Annotated in this window: 21 protein-coding genes; 15 read left to right on the forward strand and 6 right to left on the reverse strand. The window is 39.4% G+C overall.

Annotated features, from left to right (window positions below):
* Positions 1–17: 17 nt before the first annotated feature.
* Positions 18–446 (reverse strand): hypothetical protein, encoded by a 429-nt coding sequence (locus V5M36_RS02760; protein ID WP_338561790.1) that lies wholly within the window; start codon positions 444–446, stop codon positions 18–20.
* Between the two features lie 80 nt (positions 447–526).
* A complete protein-coding gene (locus V5M36_RS02765) occupies positions 527–1,303 on the reverse strand; it encodes an SDR family oxidoreductase (protein ID WP_338561792.1) in 777 nt (258 codons plus the stop codon).
* Positions 1,304–1,423: 120 nt separating this feature from the next.
* Here V5M36_RS02765 and mazG point away from each other — a divergent pair, with 120 nt between their 5' ends.
* The 10 genes from mazG to V5M36_RS02815 all read left to right on the forward strand — a co-directional run bounded on the left by mazG (position 1,424) and on the right by V5M36_RS02815 (position 8,897).
* Complete coding sequence (gene mazG, locus V5M36_RS02770) at positions 1,424–2,284, forward strand: nucleoside triphosphate pyrophosphohydrolase (protein WP_338561794.1); 861 nt, start codon at positions 1,424–1,426, stop codon at positions 2,282–2,284.
* Positions 2,244–2,705, forward strand: a complete 462-nt coding sequence (locus V5M36_RS02775; protein ID WP_445206322.1) for a ComEA family DNA-binding protein — start codon at positions 2,244–2,246, stop codon at positions 2,703–2,705. Before mazG ends, V5M36_RS02775 begins: the two co-directional genes overlap by 41 nt.
* 153 nt (positions 2,706–2,858) lie before the next feature.
* Positions 2,859–4,334 carry a polynucleotide adenylyltransferase PcnB gene (gene pcnB, locus V5M36_RS02780; RefSeq protein ID WP_338561796.1) on the forward strand — a complete coding sequence of 492 codons (1,476 nt, stop codon included), beginning with the start codon at positions 2,859–2,861 and terminating at the stop codon, positions 4,332–4,334.
* Positions 4,331–4,819 (forward strand): 2-amino-4-hydroxy-6-hydroxymethyldihydropteridine diphosphokinase, encoded by a 489-nt coding sequence (folK, locus tag V5M36_RS02785; protein WP_338561798.1) that lies wholly within the window; start codon positions 4,331–4,333, stop codon positions 4,817–4,819. Before pcnB ends, folK begins: the two co-directional genes overlap by 4 nt.
* A gap of 59 nt (positions 4,820–4,878) precedes the next feature.
* Entirely contained in the window at positions 4,879–5,688 is an 810-nt protein-coding gene (gene panB, locus V5M36_RS02790; protein ID WP_338561800.1) for a 3-methyl-2-oxobutanoate hydroxymethyltransferase, read from the forward strand.
* Between the two features lie 18 nt (positions 5,689–5,706).
* Entirely contained in the window at positions 5,707–6,555 is an 849-nt protein-coding gene (panC, locus tag V5M36_RS02795) for a pantoate--beta-alanine ligase (protein WP_338561802.1), read from the forward strand.
* 21 nt (positions 6,556–6,576) lie between these two features.
* Entirely contained in the window at positions 6,577–7,428 is an 852-nt protein-coding gene (gene rapZ / locus V5M36_RS02800; RefSeq protein ID WP_338561804.1) for an RNase adapter RapZ, read from the forward strand.
* Positions 7,425–7,694 (forward strand): HPr family phosphocarrier protein, encoded by a 270-nt coding sequence (locus tag V5M36_RS02805; RefSeq protein WP_338561806.1) that lies wholly within the window; start codon positions 7,425–7,427, stop codon positions 7,692–7,694. The genes rapZ and V5M36_RS02805 overlap by 4 nt, the downstream gene beginning before the upstream one ends.
* A 2-nt stretch (positions 7,695–7,696) precedes the next feature.
* A complete protein-coding gene (gene yjgA, locus V5M36_RS02810) occupies positions 7,697–8,236 on the forward strand; it encodes a ribosome biogenesis factor YjgA (protein ID WP_338561808.1) in 540 nt (179 codons plus the stop codon).
* A 139-nt stretch (positions 8,237–8,375) separates the two neighbouring features.
* The gene (locus V5M36_RS02815) at positions 8,376–8,897 is read left to right on the forward strand and encodes a cysteine peptidase family C39 domain-containing protein (RefSeq protein ID WP_338561810.1); all 522 of its coding nucleotides are present in this window, start codon (positions 8,376–8,378) and stop codon (positions 8,895–8,897) included.
* Between the two features lie 83 nt (positions 8,898–8,980).
* Here the strand turns inward: V5M36_RS02815 and V5M36_RS02820 are convergent, their stop codons facing one another.
* The gene (locus tag V5M36_RS02820; protein WP_338561812.1) at positions 8,981–10,627 is read right to left on the reverse strand and encodes an acyl-CoA synthetase; all 1,647 of its coding nucleotides are present in this window, start codon (positions 10,625–10,627) and stop codon (positions 8,981–8,983) included.
* A gap of 322 nt (positions 10,628–10,949) precedes the next feature.
* Positions 10,950–12,569, reverse strand: a complete 1,620-nt coding sequence (locus tag V5M36_RS02825) for a glutamate synthase-related protein (protein ID WP_338561815.1) — start codon at positions 12,567–12,569, stop codon at positions 10,950–10,952.
* Between the two features lie 597 nt (positions 12,570–13,166).
* Here V5M36_RS02825 and thrS point away from each other — a divergent pair.
* Positions 13,167–15,089 carry a threonine--tRNA ligase gene (gene thrS / locus V5M36_RS02830; RefSeq protein WP_338561818.1) on the forward strand — a complete coding sequence of 641 codons (1,923 nt, stop codon included), beginning with the start codon at positions 13,167–13,169 and terminating at the stop codon, positions 15,087–15,089.
* A gap of 5 nt (positions 15,090–15,094) precedes the next feature.
* Positions 15,095–15,646, forward strand: coding sequence for a translation initiation factor IF-3 (gene infC, locus V5M36_RS02835; protein ID WP_081405911.1), 552 nt, complete (start codon positions 15,095–15,097; stop codon positions 15,644–15,646).
* 238 nt (positions 15,647–15,884) lie between these two features.
* Here the strand turns inward: infC and V5M36_RS02840 are convergent, their stop codons facing one another.
* Entirely contained in the window at positions 15,885–16,343 is a 459-nt protein-coding gene (locus tag V5M36_RS02840) for an Hsp20 family protein (RefSeq protein ID WP_338561820.1), read from the reverse strand.
* Between the two features lie 294 nt (positions 16,344–16,637).
* Here V5M36_RS02840 and V5M36_RS02845 point away from each other — a divergent pair, with 294 nt between their 5' ends.
* The 3 genes from V5M36_RS02845 to V5M36_RS02855 all read left to right on the forward strand — a co-directional run bounded on the left by V5M36_RS02845 (position 16,638) and on the right by V5M36_RS02855 (position 18,053).
* The gene (locus tag V5M36_RS02845) at positions 16,638–17,255 is read left to right on the forward strand and encodes a glutathione S-transferase N-terminal domain-containing protein (RefSeq protein WP_338561822.1); all 618 of its coding nucleotides are present in this window, start codon (positions 16,638–16,640) and stop codon (positions 17,253–17,255) included.
* Positions 17,256–17,340: 85 nt separating this feature from the next.
* Complete coding sequence (locus V5M36_RS02850) at positions 17,341–17,625, forward strand: hypothetical protein (protein WP_338561824.1); 285 nt, start codon at positions 17,341–17,343, stop codon at positions 17,623–17,625.
* A 2-nt stretch (positions 17,626–17,627) separates the two neighbouring features.
* Positions 17,628–18,053 carry a YqaA family protein gene (locus V5M36_RS02855; RefSeq protein ID WP_338563999.1) on the forward strand — a complete coding sequence of 142 codons (426 nt, stop codon included), beginning with the start codon at positions 17,628–17,630 and terminating at the stop codon, positions 18,051–18,053.
* Here the strand turns inward: V5M36_RS02855 and V5M36_RS02860 are convergent, their stop codons facing one another.
* On the reverse strand, positions 18,054–18,791 hold the full coding sequence (locus V5M36_RS02860; protein WP_338561826.1) for an energy transducer TonB family protein: 738 nt from the start codon (positions 18,789–18,791) through the stop codon (positions 18,054–18,056). It lies immediately after the preceding gene.
* Positions 18,792–18,906: the final 115 nt, after the last annotated feature.

Genomic DNA, 18,906 nt, shown 5'->3' on the forward strand with positions numbered 1-18,906 from the left:
CTTAGTCTATGAAGACTTTAGATTTTGCACTTCTTAGAACCTTGGTAAATTGCAATATTGTCAAGATTTGCTTGAGATGTTGCTTTAATTTTTTGTTGTAATTCAACGTTTGAAGCATCAGAAGTATCTTGTTCGCCAGCTAAATTATTTGCAAATTGCCCAGCTTTAGTTGCTTTTTCAGAGTTTCCACCAAAACTTGAAAGTGCGCCACTTGCCACGCCAGCCCACTTACTTAATGATTTAGCCGGTGTTTGTGTAGCAGCTGCGGTAATATTTTTATCTGCTGCTTCAAAGCTACGTTTAGCATTAGATTTCTCTACAGCAAGGGTTGCACAGTCCATAGCTTTTAGTTCTTTGCTACTGATTTGTTGAACGCCGGAAGTCGTTTCAGCAAAAGTTGTTGAAGAAATAGCTGCAATAATTGCTAAAGATATGAATTTTTTCATTTATATTCTCGAAGTATGTGTGAGTTTTTATCTAAACCCTAGATGGGTTGCGGGAATATTACATAAATATGACGAAGTTGTCATTTATTTTTACTTAAAAATAAATTGCTGATTCTATTTAGGAATTGTGGGCTTAATCGAGAAACTTGGTACATTAGCTCGGATTTTACGCCAACCGTGTGGTGTGTAGCAGTCAGAAGCGAATCCTTGACCTTTACAGATTTAAAGATCTGTTGAGCAACATCATGTGGGCTTAAATGAACTCCCATACTCTGAATCGTTCCTGCATTCATATCCTTGACCATATTTGTTTTTACAAACAGCGGCATCACGTCTAAAACGCGGATACCATATTTCTGCCACTCTACATCCAAGCCTTCGGTGATACCACGCACAGCAAACTTACTTGCAGAGTATGAAATAAGATCGGCTTGACCATAAATTGCAGAAGCAGATGAAAGGTTGATCACGCGTGCAAATGAGGCGTTTTTTAAATAAGGGAATGCAGCATGACATCCATTAAGTACTCCATTGACATTGACGTCTATAGTGCGGTGATGTGCTTCAATCTCGGTTTTTTCAAAGGGCCCTGAATAGAGTACTCCTGCATTATTGACCAGAATATTAATCTCACCCGCCCAATCATTAAAATCGCTAAGGGCGTCTTGCCATTGCTGATAATTAGAAACATCTAATCGCCCTGCTTTGGCATTTTTACCCAGTCTTTGCGCGAGCTGTTCTGCCTGTTGAGTATTGACATCATAGATGCCTACTTTGTAATTATTTCGATAAAATAATTCAGCTACTGCAGCACCTATACCTTGCGCTGCCCCACTAATAAAAATACTCTGCATCATCCATGATTCCTTTTTATGTCTTTTATTTGAACTGTTCCTGCGTTAAGCAGTTGAGCACAAAAGAACGTCATTTTACAAGTCATCTCATGGATTAACGAATCAGCTGAAAGGTGTATCTCTATGGAAAAACTACTAAAAATCATGCAAGAGCTTCGAGAAAAGTGTCCTTGGGATCAAGCTCAAACACCTGAAAGCTTAACCGCTTATGCCATAGAGGAAGCCTATGAAGTTGAAGAGGCTGTCCGACAAGGCAATGCTCTGCATGTCAAAGAAGAACTTGGTGATTTGCTGTTGCAAGTTGTTTTCCAGGCACAGATGTACAGTGAACGTGGTTTATTTAATTTTAATGATGTGGTTGATGCCATTTCTGAAAAGTTAATTCGTAGGCACCCCCATGTTTTTCAAGCTGAACAATTTGAAAACCTGAGCGTAGATGAAGTAACGGCACTCTGGAAGTCAATCAAGCAATCTGAAAAAAAAGATCAGAAACTATCGAGATTAGATGAAGTGAAACATGCACCCGCTTTGATTCAAGCACAGCAAATTCAGCAAAGCGCGGCTCAAATTGGTTTTGATTTTGAATGTGTTGAAGATGCATATTCAAAACTGAATGAGGAGCTGGCAGAGCTGGAAGAAGCTGTTTTAAATCATAATTCCGATGAAATACGTGATGAATTTGGCGATTGTTTGTTTTCATTGATTAATGTCGGGCGTAAACTAGGCGTTTCGAGTGAAATGGCGTTATTGGGCACAATCCATAAATTTAAAAGTCGATTTGCCTATATTGAAGACCAAGCCCAAGAACAGCAGAAAAAAATTGAAGAAATGACTTTAGAAGAAATGGATCTGTTGTGGGAGCAAGCGAAACATCATTTAAACGCTCAACAATTAACAGCAGATAAACAAAATAAAAATATGGACTTTTATGAAAATAATCGCAATCAAGATTCAGCAGCTTTATTCAAAACCAGTGAGCTTTAAACGAATTCATTCTTTATTTTATAGTGTCGTGCTGATGTTGAGTTATGCCTTGTTCTCTGGTCATGTCATGGCTCAACAATTTGATCAGTCTTATCTGAAATGGAAAGCAGAGCAGAAAGCTGAAGATGAACGTTTAAATAAAGCGGATGCTCAGTTTTACTTGTCTAAACCGACTGTAAGCAACGCAAAGACAAATTTTACAAGTAAAAATTCAAGTGTTGGAGCAGCTGATAAAGTCCGATTGAACTCAGCCACAGTTGCAGAACTTCAACAGCTTAGTGGCGTGGGGGAGAAAAAAGCTCAAGCGATTGTGGAGTATCGACAAAAAAATGGAAAATTTAAATCTGTAGATGAGCTTCAGAATGTCAAAGGCATCGGTCCTAAATTATTGGAAAAAAATCGGGCACGTCTGGGGCTTTGATCTGTAATTTTAGATGGTATTGATCACAAAAAATTTTGAATAAATTTAAATATTCCTTACCAGATTTTGATAATCAAATTGCCCTTTGATTGTGATAGAGCTATGATTAGCACAATTATGATTTTTACGTCTTGACGTAGGAGACAGCGTCTTTTGCAAACTTTGCACGCGTCTAAGTGTGGATTATCCACCGCTCAATTACCTTCTTATATATTAGATGTTATTGATTCTTTAACCAAAGCAGGCTACGAAGCCTATATCGTCGGTGGCGGTGTACGTGACTTAATGCTAGGTTTAACGCCTAAAGATTTTGATGCAGTGACCAACGCAACCCCCAATCAGATTAAAGAAGTCTTTGGTCGTCGTTGTCGAATTATTGGTCGTCGTTTTGAATTGGCCCATGTCTATTCAGGTCGAGAGTTAATTGAAGTAGCCACTTTTCGTGCACCACCTAAAAAAGCAGTGACCTCTGCCGCGGGGATGATTCTTCGTGATAATAACTGGGGTACGATAGAAGAAGATTTTGCTCGTCGCGATTTTTCAATTAATGCGATGTATTACCAGCCACGTAAAGGAATTGTTCTAGATTTCTGTAATGCGATTGAAGATATTCAAGACAAAACTTTACGATTGTTGGGGGATCCAAAATTAAGATTCGAAGAAGATCCTGTTCGAATGCTGCGTACTTTACGCTTTGCAGCAAAATTAAACTTCAGCATTGATCCAAAAATTTTAAAAGTTTTCACTCCTGAACTGACCAATCTATTACGTGATGTATCTCCACACCGTTTATATGATGAATCGCAAAAGCTTTTCACGATGGGACATTTGAATCGTGTGTTGCCGATGCTGATTGAGTTTGGAATTTGGAATCAATTATTTGCTGAAGTTCCAGCAGATATTAATCAATTCATCGAGCGCGCTGCGCAAAATACAGATCAACGTATTCAAGTGGGTAAGACCATTAATCCTGCGTTCTTTTATGCGGTGTTGTTATGGCAGCAATTCTTAGAGCGTTGTGAAATTTATTCAAATAAAGGTGTCGTGGCGACTGAGGCACGTGCACAAGCAGGCTTAGATGTTTTAAAACGTCAGGCAACCCGAACCATTATTCCACGTTTTGCTGAAACATTTATTCGTGAAGTATGGGAAATGCAAACACGTTTGTTGAATCCAAAAGCACAGCAAATTGAGTCGCTTTCGGGTCATGCTCGCTTCCGTGCCGGATTCGACTTTATGTTGCTGCGTGAAAAGTCAGGTGATGAAACGACGCAGGGCATGGGCAGTTGGTGGGATGCTTATCAAAACATGTCGCTTGATGAAAAAGAGCGTGCGATTAGTGTTTATAACCGACAACGCAATAAGAGTCGTCGAAAGTCGACAACTGCAACGGATGAAACTGTTGATACGAAGGAACAGTCTTTCATTGAACCATTAGTGAAAGAGACGGAATCTCGAAGTAGACGTTCACGCAGTAAACCCGCGCATAACTCTGGCTTTGAAAATAAACGTTCAAACTATGCAAAAACGCCTATTGCTGAAGGAGAGATCCATGCAGATCATCCAATTTTGAAGCGTAGACGTGTGAAACGTGATTTAAGTACAGTGGTTTTCGGCCCGACTCAATGATGACGAAGACCTATATTGGGCTGGGAAGTAACTTAGGTGATTCTCGACAAATATTGATAGACGCATACCAAAAGCTTGCGGCATTAGGTCGAATTCAGGCTTCAAGACTGTATCACAGTCCGCCAATGGGCCCTCAAGATCAACCCCATTATCATAATGCGGTTGTTAAACTAGAGACAGTGTTTGCACCGCTGGATCTCTTGGACCAATTACAAAAAATTGAACAAGAATCAGGGCGTGTTCGTTTGCGCCGTTGGGGTGAAAGAACACTTGATTTAGATCTATTACTTTATGGTGATGAAAAGATCCAACATGAGCGTTTGACTGTGCCTCATATCGGCATATTAGAACGTGACTTTGTTCTATTACCGTTGTTGGATTTAGATAGCAATTTAAAAATCAATGGATTGAATATTCAAGATGCGGATAGTGTTAAGCAGAGTCAATTAACTGTGCTTGCAGATGCGTCATGGGTGAATGTTTAATTTTTCAGAATGCTCCAAGGAACTGTGCTTCCTAAGGGACTGTGTTAGAGGACATCTTTATGCTAAGTCTGAATGATTTAAGACAATTTAAGCAACAAGGACGAAAGTTTTCTTGCCTCACTTGCTATGATGCAAGTATGGCTCGAATAATGGAAGTTGCTGAAGTTGATACAATTTTAATTGGTGATTCCTTGGGGATGACGATCCAAGGCCATGACTCGACATTGCCTGTGACTGTTGATGATATGGCTTATCATACAGCCGCGGTACGTCGTGCCAATCAACATGCATTTATATTAACTGACTTACCATTCATGAGTTATGCGACACTAAATGATGCATTACAAAATTCTAAAAAAGTGATGCAAGTTGGCGCGCAAATGGTCAAGTTGGAAGGTGGTGCTTGGCTCAGTGAGATTGTGCAAGTATTGACGCGTAACGGCATTCCTGTGTGTGTACATCTGGGATTAACGCCTCAGTCAGTACATGTATTTGGTGGTTATAAGCTGCAAGCAAAAACTCGTGAAGCCGCTGATCAGCTCATTGCTGACTGTAAGGCTGTTGTTGAAGCGGGTGCTGCAGCACTTTTACTCGAATGCGTTCCAGCACAGTTAGGTAAAGAAATCACTGAACTTTTCCCGAATACGCCGGTGATTGGTATTGGTGCGGGCGTAGATACCGATGGTCAGGTTCTTGTTGTCCAAGATATGCTTGGATTGACCATGGGCCGTGTCGCAAAATTTGTCCGTAATTTTATGAAAGAACAATCGGGTGAGACTGCTATTTTGGATGCGATTAAAGCGTACCATCAGGCGGTACAAGATCAGTCATTTCCATCGAAAGAACAGACATTCCAAGTCGAACTGTAAGAAGTTGAGTTGTACAACATGAAAACTGAAACCACTATTCAAGGGTTAACGGCATCTCTCAGTGCTGCTCGCCAAGCTCGTAAAACGATTGGCTTTGTCCCGACGATGGGGAATTTACACCAAGGTCACTTAAATTTGGTACGTGAAGCCCGTAATTTCTGTGATGTTGTAGTGGTTAGTATTTTTGTGAATCCGATTCAATTTGGTCCAAATGAAGACTTTGATAGTTATCCGCGGACATTAGAACAAGACAGCCAGCTTCTGGCAGACGTAGGTTGCGATATTGTTTTTGCACCTTCTGTAGAGCAAATGTATGGTTCCAAACCACGCTTGACCAATATCAGTGTGGGAGAGATCACCAACGAATTATGTGGAGCACAGCGCCCAGGTCATTTCGATGGTGTTGCTGTTGTGGTCACTAAGTTATTGAATATCGTGCAACCGAATTTTGCTTTATTTGGTCAAAAAGATTATCAACAACTGGCTGTCATCAAACAATTTGTACATGATTTAAATATACCTGTAGAAGTTATTGGTGTTCCGATTGCACGTGCAGAAGATGGTTTAGCACTCAGTTCACGGAATTCATATTTGTCAGCAGAACATCGTCAGATAGCACCTGTCATTTATCAGTCACTTCAAGCTGCTGAAATAGCGTTAAAGCAAGGACAGGCGCTGAATGATGTATTGAATGCTATTCGAGAAAAACTGGTTGATGCAGGCTTTGCCATAGATTATGTCGAGGCAAAAACACCTTCATTACAAAACGTAGAACAGTTTGATCAAAACATTGTTCTTTTCGTTGCAGCAAAAATTGGCAAAACACGTTTAATCGACAATATTCAGATTCATTATTCAAGTTCATGATTCAATTAAGGTAGCTCTGCTATGAAGCGCATTCTTATTGTTACGGGTCAGTCTGGTTCTGGAAAATCATCTGCTTTGCAGGTATTAGAAGATTTAGGATATTACTGTATTGATAATTTGCCTCTGGCATTATTACCTGAAATTGTTGAAAAACTTGATCAAGAAAATCATTTGGAGCAATTGGCTCTCGGTGTCGATGTTCGAAGTACACGAGCTGATTTACAAGAGTTTGATCAAGTTTTTCAGGAGCTTGCAAAACATGGCGCGGTCGATGTTATTTATTTAACGACCAAGGATCACGAATTAATAGCGCGTTTTAGTTCCTCTCGTCGTCCACATCCATTGGCGAATCGTTTTAAAAGCCTCAATGAATGTATTCAAGAAGAAAAACAATTACTGCATCCGATTCAAATGAGAGCGACGCTTCAGATTGATACATCTGATAAAAGTGTTCACGATCTTAAAGATACTTTATTATCTCGTTTGGGACAGGTTGATAAACTGATTGTTATTTTACAATCATTTGGTTATAAACATGGCATACCGTTAGATGCCGATTTTATTTTTGATGTTCGACATTTGCCGAATCCACATTGGGATATAGAGTTAAGAGAATACTGTGGTTTGGATGAACCAATCCAGAATTTTCTAAGCTCTAATGATAAAACCAATGAAATGTTTAATGATTTAAATCAATTTTTAGAAAAATGGTTGCCTGCATTCGCTGCAGGACATCGCCATTATATAACGGTTTCCATAGGATGTACGGGTGGCAAACACCGCTCTGTATATATTGTAGATAGACTGAAAAAAGCACTTGAGGCACAATGGTCTATTCAAGTCTTGCATAGAGAAATGAAGCACTGGTCATGATTGACACAACTGTTGACGTAATTAATAAATTAGGGTTACATGCGCGAGCATCTGGTAAACTTATCGAAGTCACTACTAAGTTTCGTTGTTCGATTCAAATTGGTAAGGGCGATAAACTGGTTGATGCCAAAAATATTATGTCATTGCTCATGCTTGGTGCGGGCAAAGGCACAACTTTACGTTTAGTGGTGGATGGGTCAGACGAAGAGAAAGCGTTGTCTGAAGTCCAAGCGCTATTCGCAGCAAAATTTTACGAGGCAGAATAATCGTGGCACGTCGAACGCAACGTTTTACTGAAGATGACTTTGAATCTTTAGAAGGACGTGCAAGCAAAACTGAACAAAAGAAGGCTGTGCAACGCATGGCTGCTTTGGGGGAAAGACTCGCTGAGTTGAATCCTAAACAAATTAAAAACCTTCCTGTGGAAGAGCGTTTAATTGAAGCATTAGAAGATGTACGTTTAATTACGTCACATGAAGCACGTCGTCGTCAATTTTTACGTATTGGTAAATTATTACGTAATGAAGATGAAAGTGTAATTCTCTCTTATCTGACACCACAACAAGGCTTAAAGAAAACTGCTCAGTTGCATCGTTGGGTAGATCGAATGATTGCACAAGGTGATCCTGCGATTAAAGAATTCATTAAGATCTTTAATGCAGCTGAACATCATGCGATTCGCCAACATATCTTGCGTATTCAACGTGATATTAAGCAAGAATTGGGTGATGATGCTGTTGCACAGTCGAAATTAAATATGACCAACTATATTCAACAGGTTGCATTGATTTCGGACAACACAAAGTAGTTTTAGTTTGTATATGAAAAAAGCGATCATTGAGGATCGCTTTTTTTATTTCTTAGATTTTTATTTGACGCTAAATTAAACTTTTATGCTTTAAAATTCTTTAACGTATAAATAATGACTTAAGCAAAGGCTGAATTTTATGAGCTTAGACATTCCTGAACAATTACAAAATATGAATGCCAACTGCGGTATTTATGCTGTGTGGATGTTATTGCAACATTGTGATATTGAAATTGATATCCAAGAGTTAGCCAATGTTTGTGCTTACGATGAAGAATATGGAACTTTTAGCATTGGGCTGGCTGTCGGTTTAAAAAAAATGGGTTTTACGGTCACTTTTCATACGGATGAAGATTTGCATAAAGACGTGAACGAACTTCCAAGCTATCGAGAAGCTGAACGACTGAATATTCCAATTTTACCCGCACTCAATTACTCAGCGCTTCAACATGCAGTGGAGCTAAATCATTGGGTGATCGTGTATTACGACACATTCGCGGGTGTGGGGAATCATTCCTTAATTTATGATATCAATGAGCGTGAAATTAGTTTTTTTGATCATTTTGATGTGATGACGCCAGCGATCTTTGAACAACAGCGTAAAGTAGAGGGGATTTGCCAACAAGCGATTTTAATCCGCCGTGAGTTTTCCGCGCTTTAATTGAATGATGTTGATAGCACTAAAAAACGACCACGCATGGTCGTTTTTTATTTTTATCTTATCGAAATCTCTATAACTCTAGATTAGCTTAATTCACGCTCAGAACGCTCTTTGGCCCAGTCACGTAAAACAAATTTTTGTAATTTTCCGGTCGACGTTTTCGGAATTTCAGTGATCACCACATCTTTAGGAACTTTGAAACGGGCCAAATGCTGTTTGCAAAACTCGATGATTTCTTCTGGTGTTGCGGAAGCACCTTGTTTTAACTCAATGAATGCGCAAGGCACTTCTTGCCAACGAGGATCTGGTTTTGCAACAACTGCAGCAGTAAGCACTGCTGGATGTTGATATAAGACTTCTTCGACTTCTAGAGAAGAAATATTTTCACCACCAGAAATAATCACGTCTTTGGAGCGATCGGTAATTTTGGCATATCCATCAGGCTGAGACACGGCTAAATCACCAGTATGAAACCAGCCCCCTGCAAATGCTTCGGCTGTTGCTTCAGGATTTTTGAGATAACCTTTCATGACGATGTTTCCACGGAACATAATTTCTCCCATCGTTTTTCCATCATGCGGTACAGGAAGCATCGTTTCCGGATCAATGACTTTCATACCATCTTGCAATGGGTAGGGTACGCCTTGACGAGAATGCAGTTGCGCTTGTTCTTGAATACTCAGCTCACTCCAGCCAGCTTGAGAAGCACACAGTGCAGAAGGGCCATAGGTTTCAGTTAGACCATAAACATGAGTGACGTTGACGCCAAGGTTACGCATACCTTCAATAATCGCGGCAGGAGGTGCAGCACCAGCAACCATGACTTCTACTTGATGATCAATTTTTACCTGTTTTTCTTTAGGTGTATTAATCAACATTGAAAGCACAATCGGTGCGCCACAGAAATAATCGACTTTATGTTCAGCAATGCGTTTAAAAATAAGTTCAGGATCTACTTTACGTAGACAAATATTGGTTCCGCCATTTGCGGCAATGGTCCAAGCAAAGCACCAACCATTACAGTGAAATAATGGCAGTGTCCAAAGATAAGTTGCACGTGGTGTCATGCCACAAGCAATAATATTACTTGCTGCATTGATATAAGCCCCTCGGTGATGATAAACCACACCCTTAGGATTGCCTGTTGTTCCAGAGGTATAACTTAAGCTAATCGCATCCCACTCATCCTGTGGTAGTTCCCATTCAAACTGCGGGTTACCATTTTCTAACCAATCCTCATATTCAACCTGACCAATTGCAATACTATTTGCATGATTTTCATATTCAGTATCCATTACGTCGATGACATAAATTTCTCGTTGAACCAAAGCGAGTGCTTCTTGTGCCAAAGCCGCGAATTCAGGATCAACCAATAATACTTTTGTTTCTGCATGTTCCAACATGAAGGCCAAAGTCTTAGCATCAAGACGTGTATTTAGCGTATTTAAAACAGCACCAGACATGGGTACAGCAAAGTGTGCTTCTAGCATCGCGGGAACATTGGGCAGAAGTACTGAAACGGTATCGTTTTTTTGGATACCTAATTTTTGTAATTGATCGGCAAATTGACGACAGCGAGTATATTTTTCTCGCCAAGAAATCCGACGTGCGCCATGAATGATGGCATCTTGATGAGGATAAATATAGGCAGCACGTTCTAAATAGCGCAGTGGTGACAACGCAACAAAGTTTGCTGGTGTGCGAGGGAGCTGATCATAGGCGCTATTCATTTATATTTCCTTATTAAATTTTTATGGCTGTAATCAACATAGACAAATTTGTGCAAGAAATCAGTAGTTCTTTAGTCGATTATATTGACTGTTTGAAATTTAAATAACTTTGAAGTATTGAATCTCATCCGCCATCTCAAGCAGTTTTGCGATGGCTTATTTATTGTTATAGGTTGGGATCTCAGCTTAGTTCAGGGTGAAAAGCATTTTGGGTACTTTTTTGATCAAATTTAAGCAAAAAAAAGAACACGGCTGTGTCCTTTTTATTTGTAGTTTGAATCTATACAAAGATCATAAAATTAAAGCATCTGATGCTTTGAAATTATTGAACCCCGCCGTATTGAATGCCAGTCAATTGACTCATTTCGTGTTTCCATGTGGTTAAATCATCGATACTGAATTTGCTGAGATGGTCATGACCGCAGGCACGCGCCATAACTTGCATCAGTTCAGTGGAAGCGTGTAGGAAATTTGCCAATTGTTGCGCTGATTTTTCAATTTCTATACGGCGACGTAAATGATCTTGTTGCGTCGCAACCCCCACAGGACAGTCATTGGTTTGACAAGCGCGCATACCTAAACAGCCAATGGATTGCATCGCTGAGTTTGAAATCGCAATGGCATCTGCACCTAAAGCCAATGCTTTAATAAAGTCAGCAGGAACTCGTAAACCGCCTGTGATGACTAAGCTAATATCACGACGACCTAAACGATCTAAATGACGACGTGCTCGAGCCAAGGCTGGAATCGTTGGAACGGAAATATTGTCACGGAATAAGGTCGGTGCTGCACCAGTACCGCCGCCACGGCCATCTAAAATAATGTAATCGACACCAATACTCAGTGCAGCATCAATATCTTTTTCAATATGTTGTGCCGAAAGTTTAAATCCGATGGGTATGCCACCTGTTTCTTCGCGAATATATTCAACAAATGCTTTGTATTGTGATAGCTCTGTCCAATCAGGGAACGTTGCAGGGGAAATAGCGGCTTGACCTTCTTCTAAGCCACGAACTTCTGCAATTTTGCCGACCACTTTATGGCCCGGTAAGTGACCTCCTGTCCCTGTTTTAGCAGCTTGACCACCTTTGAAATGAAAAGCCTGACACTGCTTAACTTTTTCGATGTCATAACCAAAGCGACCTGAAGCAAGCTCATAGAAATAACGAGAGTTGGCCGCTTGCTCATCTTCAAGCATGCCACCTTCACCTGAGCAAATACCTGTTCCAGCCAGTTCGGCACCCAGTGCTAATGAAACTTTGGCTTCTTGCGAGAGGGCGCCAAAACTCATATCTGAAACAAAAATTGGAATTTTGAGCTTGAGGGGTTTCTTTGCATTTTTACCAATAATCACTTCTGTTGATACCGCGGCATCATCAAGTAGAGGGACTTTCCAAAGTTGTGCTGTGACTAACTGAATATCTTCCCATTTTGGAAGTTGATTATAAGGAACACCCATCGCGGCACTTGGCCCATGATGACCAAACTTGCTGAGACCATGGCGTGCGAGCTCTAAAATAAATTTATTATGTGGTTCTTCAGGTGCACTTTGTGAGTCTGCATACAAACCTTGATACTGATCTCGTTTGAAGTTTTGTGGGTTTTTAGTTTCCCAAGCTTGGATTTCGTCTAAATCGACACAAACAAAATCATCTTCAATCCAAGCTTTAAATTTATGTAAGTTTTTATTGATATAACGTGGGTTTATACCCGTTTTATAACTGTAATGTGAGCCATGAAGTCCACAAGTGATTTTATCGCCTTGAATATGTGCATCAGACATTAACGCGCCGCGGTGTTGACAGCGGCCATACATCACCACGACTTTTTCAGGATCAGTGTCTTCTAAACGGAGAACCACGAGATCCACATTGGCTGCAAGTGCATAAGTAGGTTTTAAAGTGTCTAAAGATGACCAAGCGAGTAATTTTTTTATTTGCATGTGACCTGCCTAATTGATTTTGGGTGGGTAGTGTTTTGCATGAGATTTATATTTTTTCAATCAATATATAAAATAATCGACTTTAAGTATGCCATATCACGTGAAAGGGTTGTTTTCGAAAAATGGTATACAGTTTTCTAATGATGAGATAAAAATTGAGATGCACTATAGAAATAGAGAAAGCCAAGGGCGAGTTACAAATAAATGAGTTTCAAATAGATGAGTTACAAACCTATGTCACTTTCGGTCATTAGCGTATTTTTTTTTGCTGAAACGATTTGATTGTTATACAAATAAAGAACGCACTATTTTTTAAAATAGTGACAAAAGCCTGTTCTTTGATTTGTCCTTGGATTGTAGTGAAATAATGATGTTCCTATCAACTTCTGTGTTTTGATTGGTTTAGCGCTATTTATACGAATGAATTCATCTAGATTTGTGTTTAATTTAAGTGAATGGTTTATAAAAAACCATTAAAGGTGTAAAATTTTGGCACTTTAATATATTGCACCGATTTTATATTTTGAGGTTTTCCTCGATCATAATCTCGCGGTGACATGCTCCATGGTACGGGGCATCACTCCTTAAGGATTTTTTATGCCTGTTATTACTTTGCCGAATGGTGATCAAAAGCAATTTGATCACGCGGTTTCTGTTATGGATGTTGCTTTAAGCATAGGTCCTGGTCTTGCAAAAAATACAGTTGCAGGCCGTGTTAACAATCGTTTAGTTGATGCATCTGACCTCATTACTGAAGACGCTACGTTGCAAATCATCACCCCTAAAAATGAAGAGGGTGTTGAAATCATTCGCCATTCTTGCGCGCATTTAGTGGGTCATGCAGTAAAGCAATTGTTCCCTGAAGCAAAGATGGTGATTGGTCCAGTCATTGAAGAAGGTTTCTACTATGACATTTGGATGCCACGTCCATTTACTTTAGATGACATGGCTGCAATCGAAGCACGCATGAAAAAGCTGATCGATCAAGATTATGATGTCGTGAAAAAAATGACTCCGCGTAATGAAGTGATCGAAGAGTTCACAGCACGCGGCGAAGAATATAAATTACGCTTGATTGCGGACATGCCTGAAGAAACAGAAATGGGCTTGTACTACCATCAAGATTATTTGGATATGTGCCGTGGTCCGCATGTACCGAATACTAAATTTTTAAAATCATTCAAGTTAACTAAAATCTCGGGTGCTTACTGGCGCGGAGATGCGAAGAATGAACAGTTACAGCGTATTTACGGAACAGCTTGGGCAGACAAAAAAGAACTTGCTGCTTATGTAAAACGTATTGAAGAAGCAGAAAAGCGTGACCATCGTAAAATTGGTAAAGCGCTTGATCTCTTTCATATGCAAGAAGAAGCACCAGGTATGGTGTTCTGGCATCCGAATGGCTGGACGATTTACCAAATACTTGAACAATACATGCGTAAAGTTCAGCAAGACAATGGTTATGAAGAAATTCGTACACCACAAGTGGTTGATTTCACTTTGTGGGAAAAGTCTGGCCATGCTGCAAACTATGCGGATGGGATGTTTACAACACATTCTGAAAACCGTAACTACGCCATTAAACCAATGAACTGTCCTTGTCACGTACAAGTGTTCAACCAAGGCTTAAAGTCTTACCGTGACTTGCCTGTGCGTTTGGCTGAGTTTGGTTCATGTCACCGTAACGAACCATCGGGTTCATTACACGGCATTATGCGTGTTCGTGGCTTCACTCAAGATGATGCACACATTTTCTGTACCACTGAACAAATTGGTAAAGAAGTTGCTGATTTCATTCAGCTGACTTTAGATGTGTATAAAGATTTTGGCTTCGAAGATGTACAAATGAAGCTGTCTACACGTCCTGAAAAACGTGTGGGTGAAGATTCACTTTGGGATGTTGCTGAAAAATCTTTAGCAGACGCTTTAGATGCAGCGGGTCTGGATTGGGAGCTTCAACCAGGTGAAGGTGCATTCTATGGACCGAAAATTGAATTCTCATTAAAAGATTGCTTAGGTCGTATCTGGCAATGCGGTACAATACAGTGTGACTTTAATTTACCGTTACGTTTAGATGCATCTTATGTGACTGAAGATAACGATCGTGACCATCCTGTCATGTTGCATCGTGCAATACTTGGCAGTTTCGAACGTTTTATTGGTATACTAATTGAACATTATGCTGGATTCATGCCACCTTGGTTGGCTCCGATTCAAGCATGTGTCATGAATATTACCGATTCTCAAGCGGTTGCTTGCGAGCAAGTCGTCGCAAAACTCAAAGAAAGTGGAATTCGTGCCATTTCAGACTTGAGAAATGAGAAAATCGGCTTTAAGATTCGTGAACGTACATTAGAGCGTATTCCTTATTTATTGGTCCTTGGTGATCGAGAAGTAGAGGAAGGGACAGTCAATGTTCGTACTCGCGCTGGAACAAATTTAGGGACTATGTCAATTGATGCCTTCGTTGACTTAGTGAAAGTAGCCGTTGCCGATCGTGGCCGGTATATTGTGGAGTAATAAAGATTAAACAGCCTGACCGTAACCAACAACAGGGTGCTAAAAGCAATCGTCCTGCATTAAACGACGAGATCCGTGCAAAAGAAGTACGTCTCGTTGGTGCTGAGGGAGAGCAAAAAGGCATCGTTTCATTAGCTGAAGCGTTGCGCGCTGCAGAAGAAGTTGAGCTTGATCTTGTTGAGATCGTAGCCAATGCAGAGCCACCTGTTTGTAAGATCATGGATTTTAACAAGCATTTATTCGATCTGAAGCAAAAGCAAAAAGATGCTAAGAAAAAACAGCATCAAGTTCAGGTTAAAGAAATTAAGTTGCGCCCTGGTACAGACATTGGTGATTACAACATCAAGCTGCGTGCCATTCTTCGTTTCTTAGAAGAAGGTAACAAGGTCAAAATTACTTTGCGTTTCCGTGGTCGTGAAATGGCACATCAACAGCTCGGTTTAGCTCAATTGCAAAAAATTGAAGCTGACGTGACTGATTTTGGTGTTGTTGAACAATCACCAAAAATGGAAGGTCGTCAAATGGGTATGTTACTTGGTCCTAAAAAGAAAAAGTAATATTATCCAGACTGGAAAAAGCACTGCACTATGCAGTGCTTTTTTTTGTTTGCAGTTAAATTAAAGAATTTGAATAAAATCATGAGTACTCAATACCTCAAAAATATTGAGCTAACTCAATCAGGTCAAATTGATTAAAAAATCGAATTTATCTTGTTGGAATAAAGAGTCAATTTAGAAAGAGAAGAACAAAATTTAAATATAAAAAGACCTGCGCTGGGCAGGTCTTTTATTCATGTTAAGCATCTACAGTAACGGATTCTAAACGATTCACATTTTTTCCAATCGGAATTTGGCGAGGTAATTTTTCTTCAGGAATAATACGCTCTAATGCAATGGTGAGTAATCCATTTTCATAGTTCGCATTTTGTACTTCGATATGTTCATCTAAGCGTAAAGATAACTTAAATGCTCTACGGGCTATACCTTTATGTAGGAACTCCGTATTTGTCTCTTTGTTTTGCTCGCTGGGCTTACCTGAGATGCTCAGGACTAAGTTCTCAAGATGTATTGAAAGCTCTTCTTCAGAGAAACCCGCTGCGGCAACCACGATACGATAATTGTTGTCTGCAATCTTTTCGATATTGTACGGTGGATAATTGGGTGTATCGCTTTGCATGGCATAATCAAATAAATCATTAAAACGATCAAAACCAATACTACGACGGAATAGCGGAGTTAGACTCATGTTGCTCATTGATAAAACCTCCTGAGGTCAGCAAAGTTATAAAAATAAGATTTCAATTTATTGTGCATAGCACCAATAAAGATTCAACAGCATCATCAGATCCTTGCTGTTATTTTAAATATCGGTACGAGGTTCAAAATTTCAAGATTATTTTTAAATTTTTTTGAGCAAAAATTTTGAGTGAGTCATATACAGATTTTGAGATGAGTATTGATTAACTTTATATGTGATTTAGAATGCAAAAACATGTTATAAAATAATCAAAACTGAAGAATACTAGACAGAATCGAAAAGGATTAAAACATGATTGATTTATATTATTGGGGTACACCCAATGGTCATAAAGTGGCAATTGCTTTAGAGGAAATGGCCCTAGATTATAAAATCTATCCAATTAATATTATGGAAAATGATCAGTTTCAAGCAGATTTCCTCAAGATCTCTCCCAATAATAAAATACCCGCTATCGTGGATCAGCAAGGCCCGCGAGGTGAACCGATTTCGATCTTTGAATCTGGTGCAATTTTACAATATTTAGGTCGCAAAACAGGAATGTTCTATCCGAGTGATGAGCAAGAGCGTGTTGAAGTTGAACAATGGCTTATGTGGCAAATGGGTGGCTTGGGTCCGATGTTAGGACAAAATCACCATTTCAATAAATTTGCAGCAGAAAAAATTCCTTATGCGATTGATCGTTACGTAAGTGAAAGTAAGCGACTTTATGGCGTGTTGAATAAGCAATTGATTGGGCAGAAATACGTCGCGGGAGCATACTCGATTGCAGATATGGCCATTTTACCTTGGTTGCTGCGTCATGATTGGCAAAGTATTCAATTAGAAGACTATCCACATGTGCAGGATTATATCGAGCGACTCACTGCACGATCAGCTGTTCAAAAAGCACTTTCAATACAGGTGTAATCAAATTGCACTGGACAACTGTGCTAAGATTTCATGATTAAGCAATTTACCACCTTAACGGTGGTTTTTTATTGAGTCCAAAGTGATGAAAGCATTCTTTTTAAATTCAACAACCATTATTGAAAATAACGCAAAAATTTACGTCTATATTATTATGGGTTTGGTCGGCTGTTTGATTCTGCTGGTTGCGGAAGCAGTACATGTACAAAACTTGGTACAGACATTGCAAACTCAAGATAATGTTACAGTGCGCGCAGCTATTGATCCCTTAATAGATCGCTACCGATGGAGTCGTTATTTCATTTTGATTTTGTCTGTTGTTGGATCTGTGTATCAGTATAAAAAAACCAAGAAGAAACTAGGACTGTAGTGCTGAGTTTATTTTTACTTTTTATTTCTGCTTTTGGTGCAGCGACTTTATTACCGTTGCAGTCTGAAGCAGTATTATTAGCCCTTCTGATGAAGACAGAATATTCAGCGGTACTATTAATTTTGGTGGCGAGTATCGGAAATATACTGGGTTCTTGTGTCAACTGGTATTTAGGCGTTCAGATTGAAAAATATAAGAATAGAAAATGGTTTCCTGTGTCAGAGCAGAGTATGAAAAAGGCACAAAAAACCTATCAAAAATATGGATATTGGTCATTATTGCTGAGCTGGGTGCCCATTATTGGTGATCCCATTACGCTAATAGCAGGATTGCTTAAAGAGAATTTCTACCGATTTTTGCTTATCGTATCTATCGCAAAAATCGGTCGCTATATATGTGTTTATTTAATTTTTTTAGGGTTTTTATAGTCAATTTGGTGATTGGCAATCATTTAAATTAAACATAATTTCATCTTTTAATTTTGACTTTTTATAAACCCAATATTTTCGTGGAACTTTAACCTGAGCAGCTAAAACCGCTTGTTTAAGCGCTTGGTCTAATGCATAGACTCCAGAGCCAGTGTTGATTTTTACTTGAGTGGCATCACCTTGTTTATTGACTTTAAAGGTGAATTTAATTTTTCGGTTATGCCCATTTAAATCATTGGACGTTATATTGAGCTGTGGTTGGTTTAAATAGGTAAATGCGGTTTTCTTTTGCGCTTGTTGTGCTTGCCAGACTTTAGAGTTGAAGTTCAGTGGGCAGTTTTCAGTATCTTCATTCAGTTTTAGACTAAATGTTTGATAACCAATAATTGAAAGTTCATTCCCATCTTTTTTAAAGGGTTTGGTTTTTGCTGCATAAACTGCTTTTAATAGCATTTGGTCTAATTTCTGAATGCCAGTACTTTCCTTCACTGAAGCATCGACTACTTTGCCAGACTCATTTGCTTTAATGCGGACAATCGCATAGCGATCTAGGGATTTTAAATCAGCATCTTCAAATTGTAGCTGAGGAAATTTAGTCCACTGAATTCGAGTTGTTAAATGTGCAGGTTCAGCAACCGTAGTTTGGGTGCTCAATTGCGTTGATGTTGTGCTTTCTAAGCTATAAGCCGATGTTGAAGCAAGGCACATGAGGAAAGAACAGCAGAGCAGTGGTTTCATAATGTTATGTCTTAGAAATGATCTGAAAATGAATGTCGAATAAAGCAGTGCGAGTATTTACTGTATTGAGTTTGGCTGCAAGGATTTTAGTGGCTTTATTGGTTTGATCGGGTCG

The sequence above is a fragment of the Acinetobacter sp. KS-LM10 genome, from assembly GCF_036896575.1.
Classification (GTDB): Bacteria; Pseudomonadota; Gammaproteobacteria; order Pseudomonadales; family Moraxellaceae; genus Acinetobacter; species Acinetobacter avistercoris.

Coding starts and splice junctions, on each gene's coding strand:
- panC (WP_338561802.1), top strand. CDS start 5,707: ATGAAAACTGAAACCACTATTCAAGGGTTAACGGCATCTCTCAGTGCT.
- V5M36_RS02825 (WP_338561815.1), bottom strand. CDS start 12,569: ATGCAAATAAAAAAATTACTCGCTTGGTCATCTTTAGACACTTTAAAA.
- rapZ (WP_338561804.1), top strand. CDS start 6,577: ATGAAGCGCATTCTTATTGTTACGGGTCAGTCTGGTTCTGGAAAATCA.
- mazG (WP_338561794.1), top strand. CDS start 1,424: ATGGAAAAACTACTAAAAATCATGCAAGAGCTTCGAGAAAAGTGTCCT.
- V5M36_RS02850 (WP_338561824.1), top strand. CDS start 17,341: ATGAAAGCATTCTTTTTAAATTCAACAACCATTATTGAAAATAACGCA.
- V5M36_RS02760 (WP_338561790.1), bottom strand. CDS start 446: ATGAAAAAATTCATATCTTTAGCAATTATTGCAGCTATTTCTTCAACA.
- V5M36_RS02765 (WP_338561792.1), bottom strand. CDS start 1,303: ATGATGCAGAGTATTTTTATTAGTGGGGCAGCGCAAGGTATAGGTGCT.
- panB (WP_338561800.1), top strand. CDS start 4,879: ATGCTAAGTCTGAATGATTTAAGACAATTTAAGCAACAAGGACGAAAG.
- thrS (WP_338561818.1), top strand. CDS start 13,167: ATGCCTGTTATTACTTTGCCGAATGGTGATCAAAAGCAATTTGATCAC.
- folK (WP_338561798.1), top strand. CDS start 4,331: ATGATGACGAAGACCTATATTGGGCTGGGAAGTAACTTAGGTGATTCT.
- V5M36_RS02860 (WP_338561826.1), bottom strand. CDS start 18,791: ATGAAACCACTGCTCTGCTGTTCTTTCCTCATGTGCCTTGCTTCAACA.
- V5M36_RS02845 (WP_338561822.1), top strand. CDS start 16,638: ATGATTGATTTATATTATTGGGGTACACCCAATGGTCATAAAGTGGCA.
- V5M36_RS02805 (WP_338561806.1), top strand. CDS start 7,425: ATGATTGACACAACTGTTGACGTAATTAATAAATTAGGGTTACATGCG.
- V5M36_RS02815 (WP_338561810.1), top strand. CDS start 8,376: ATGAGCTTAGACATTCCTGAACAATTACAAAATATGAATGCCAACTGC.
- V5M36_RS02820 (WP_338561812.1), bottom strand. CDS start 10,627: ATGAATAGCGCCTATGATCAGCTCCCTCGCACACCAGCAAACTTTGTT.
- V5M36_RS02840 (WP_338561820.1), bottom strand. CDS start 16,343: ATGAGCAACATGAGTCTAACTCCGCTATTCCGTCGTAGTATTGGTTTT.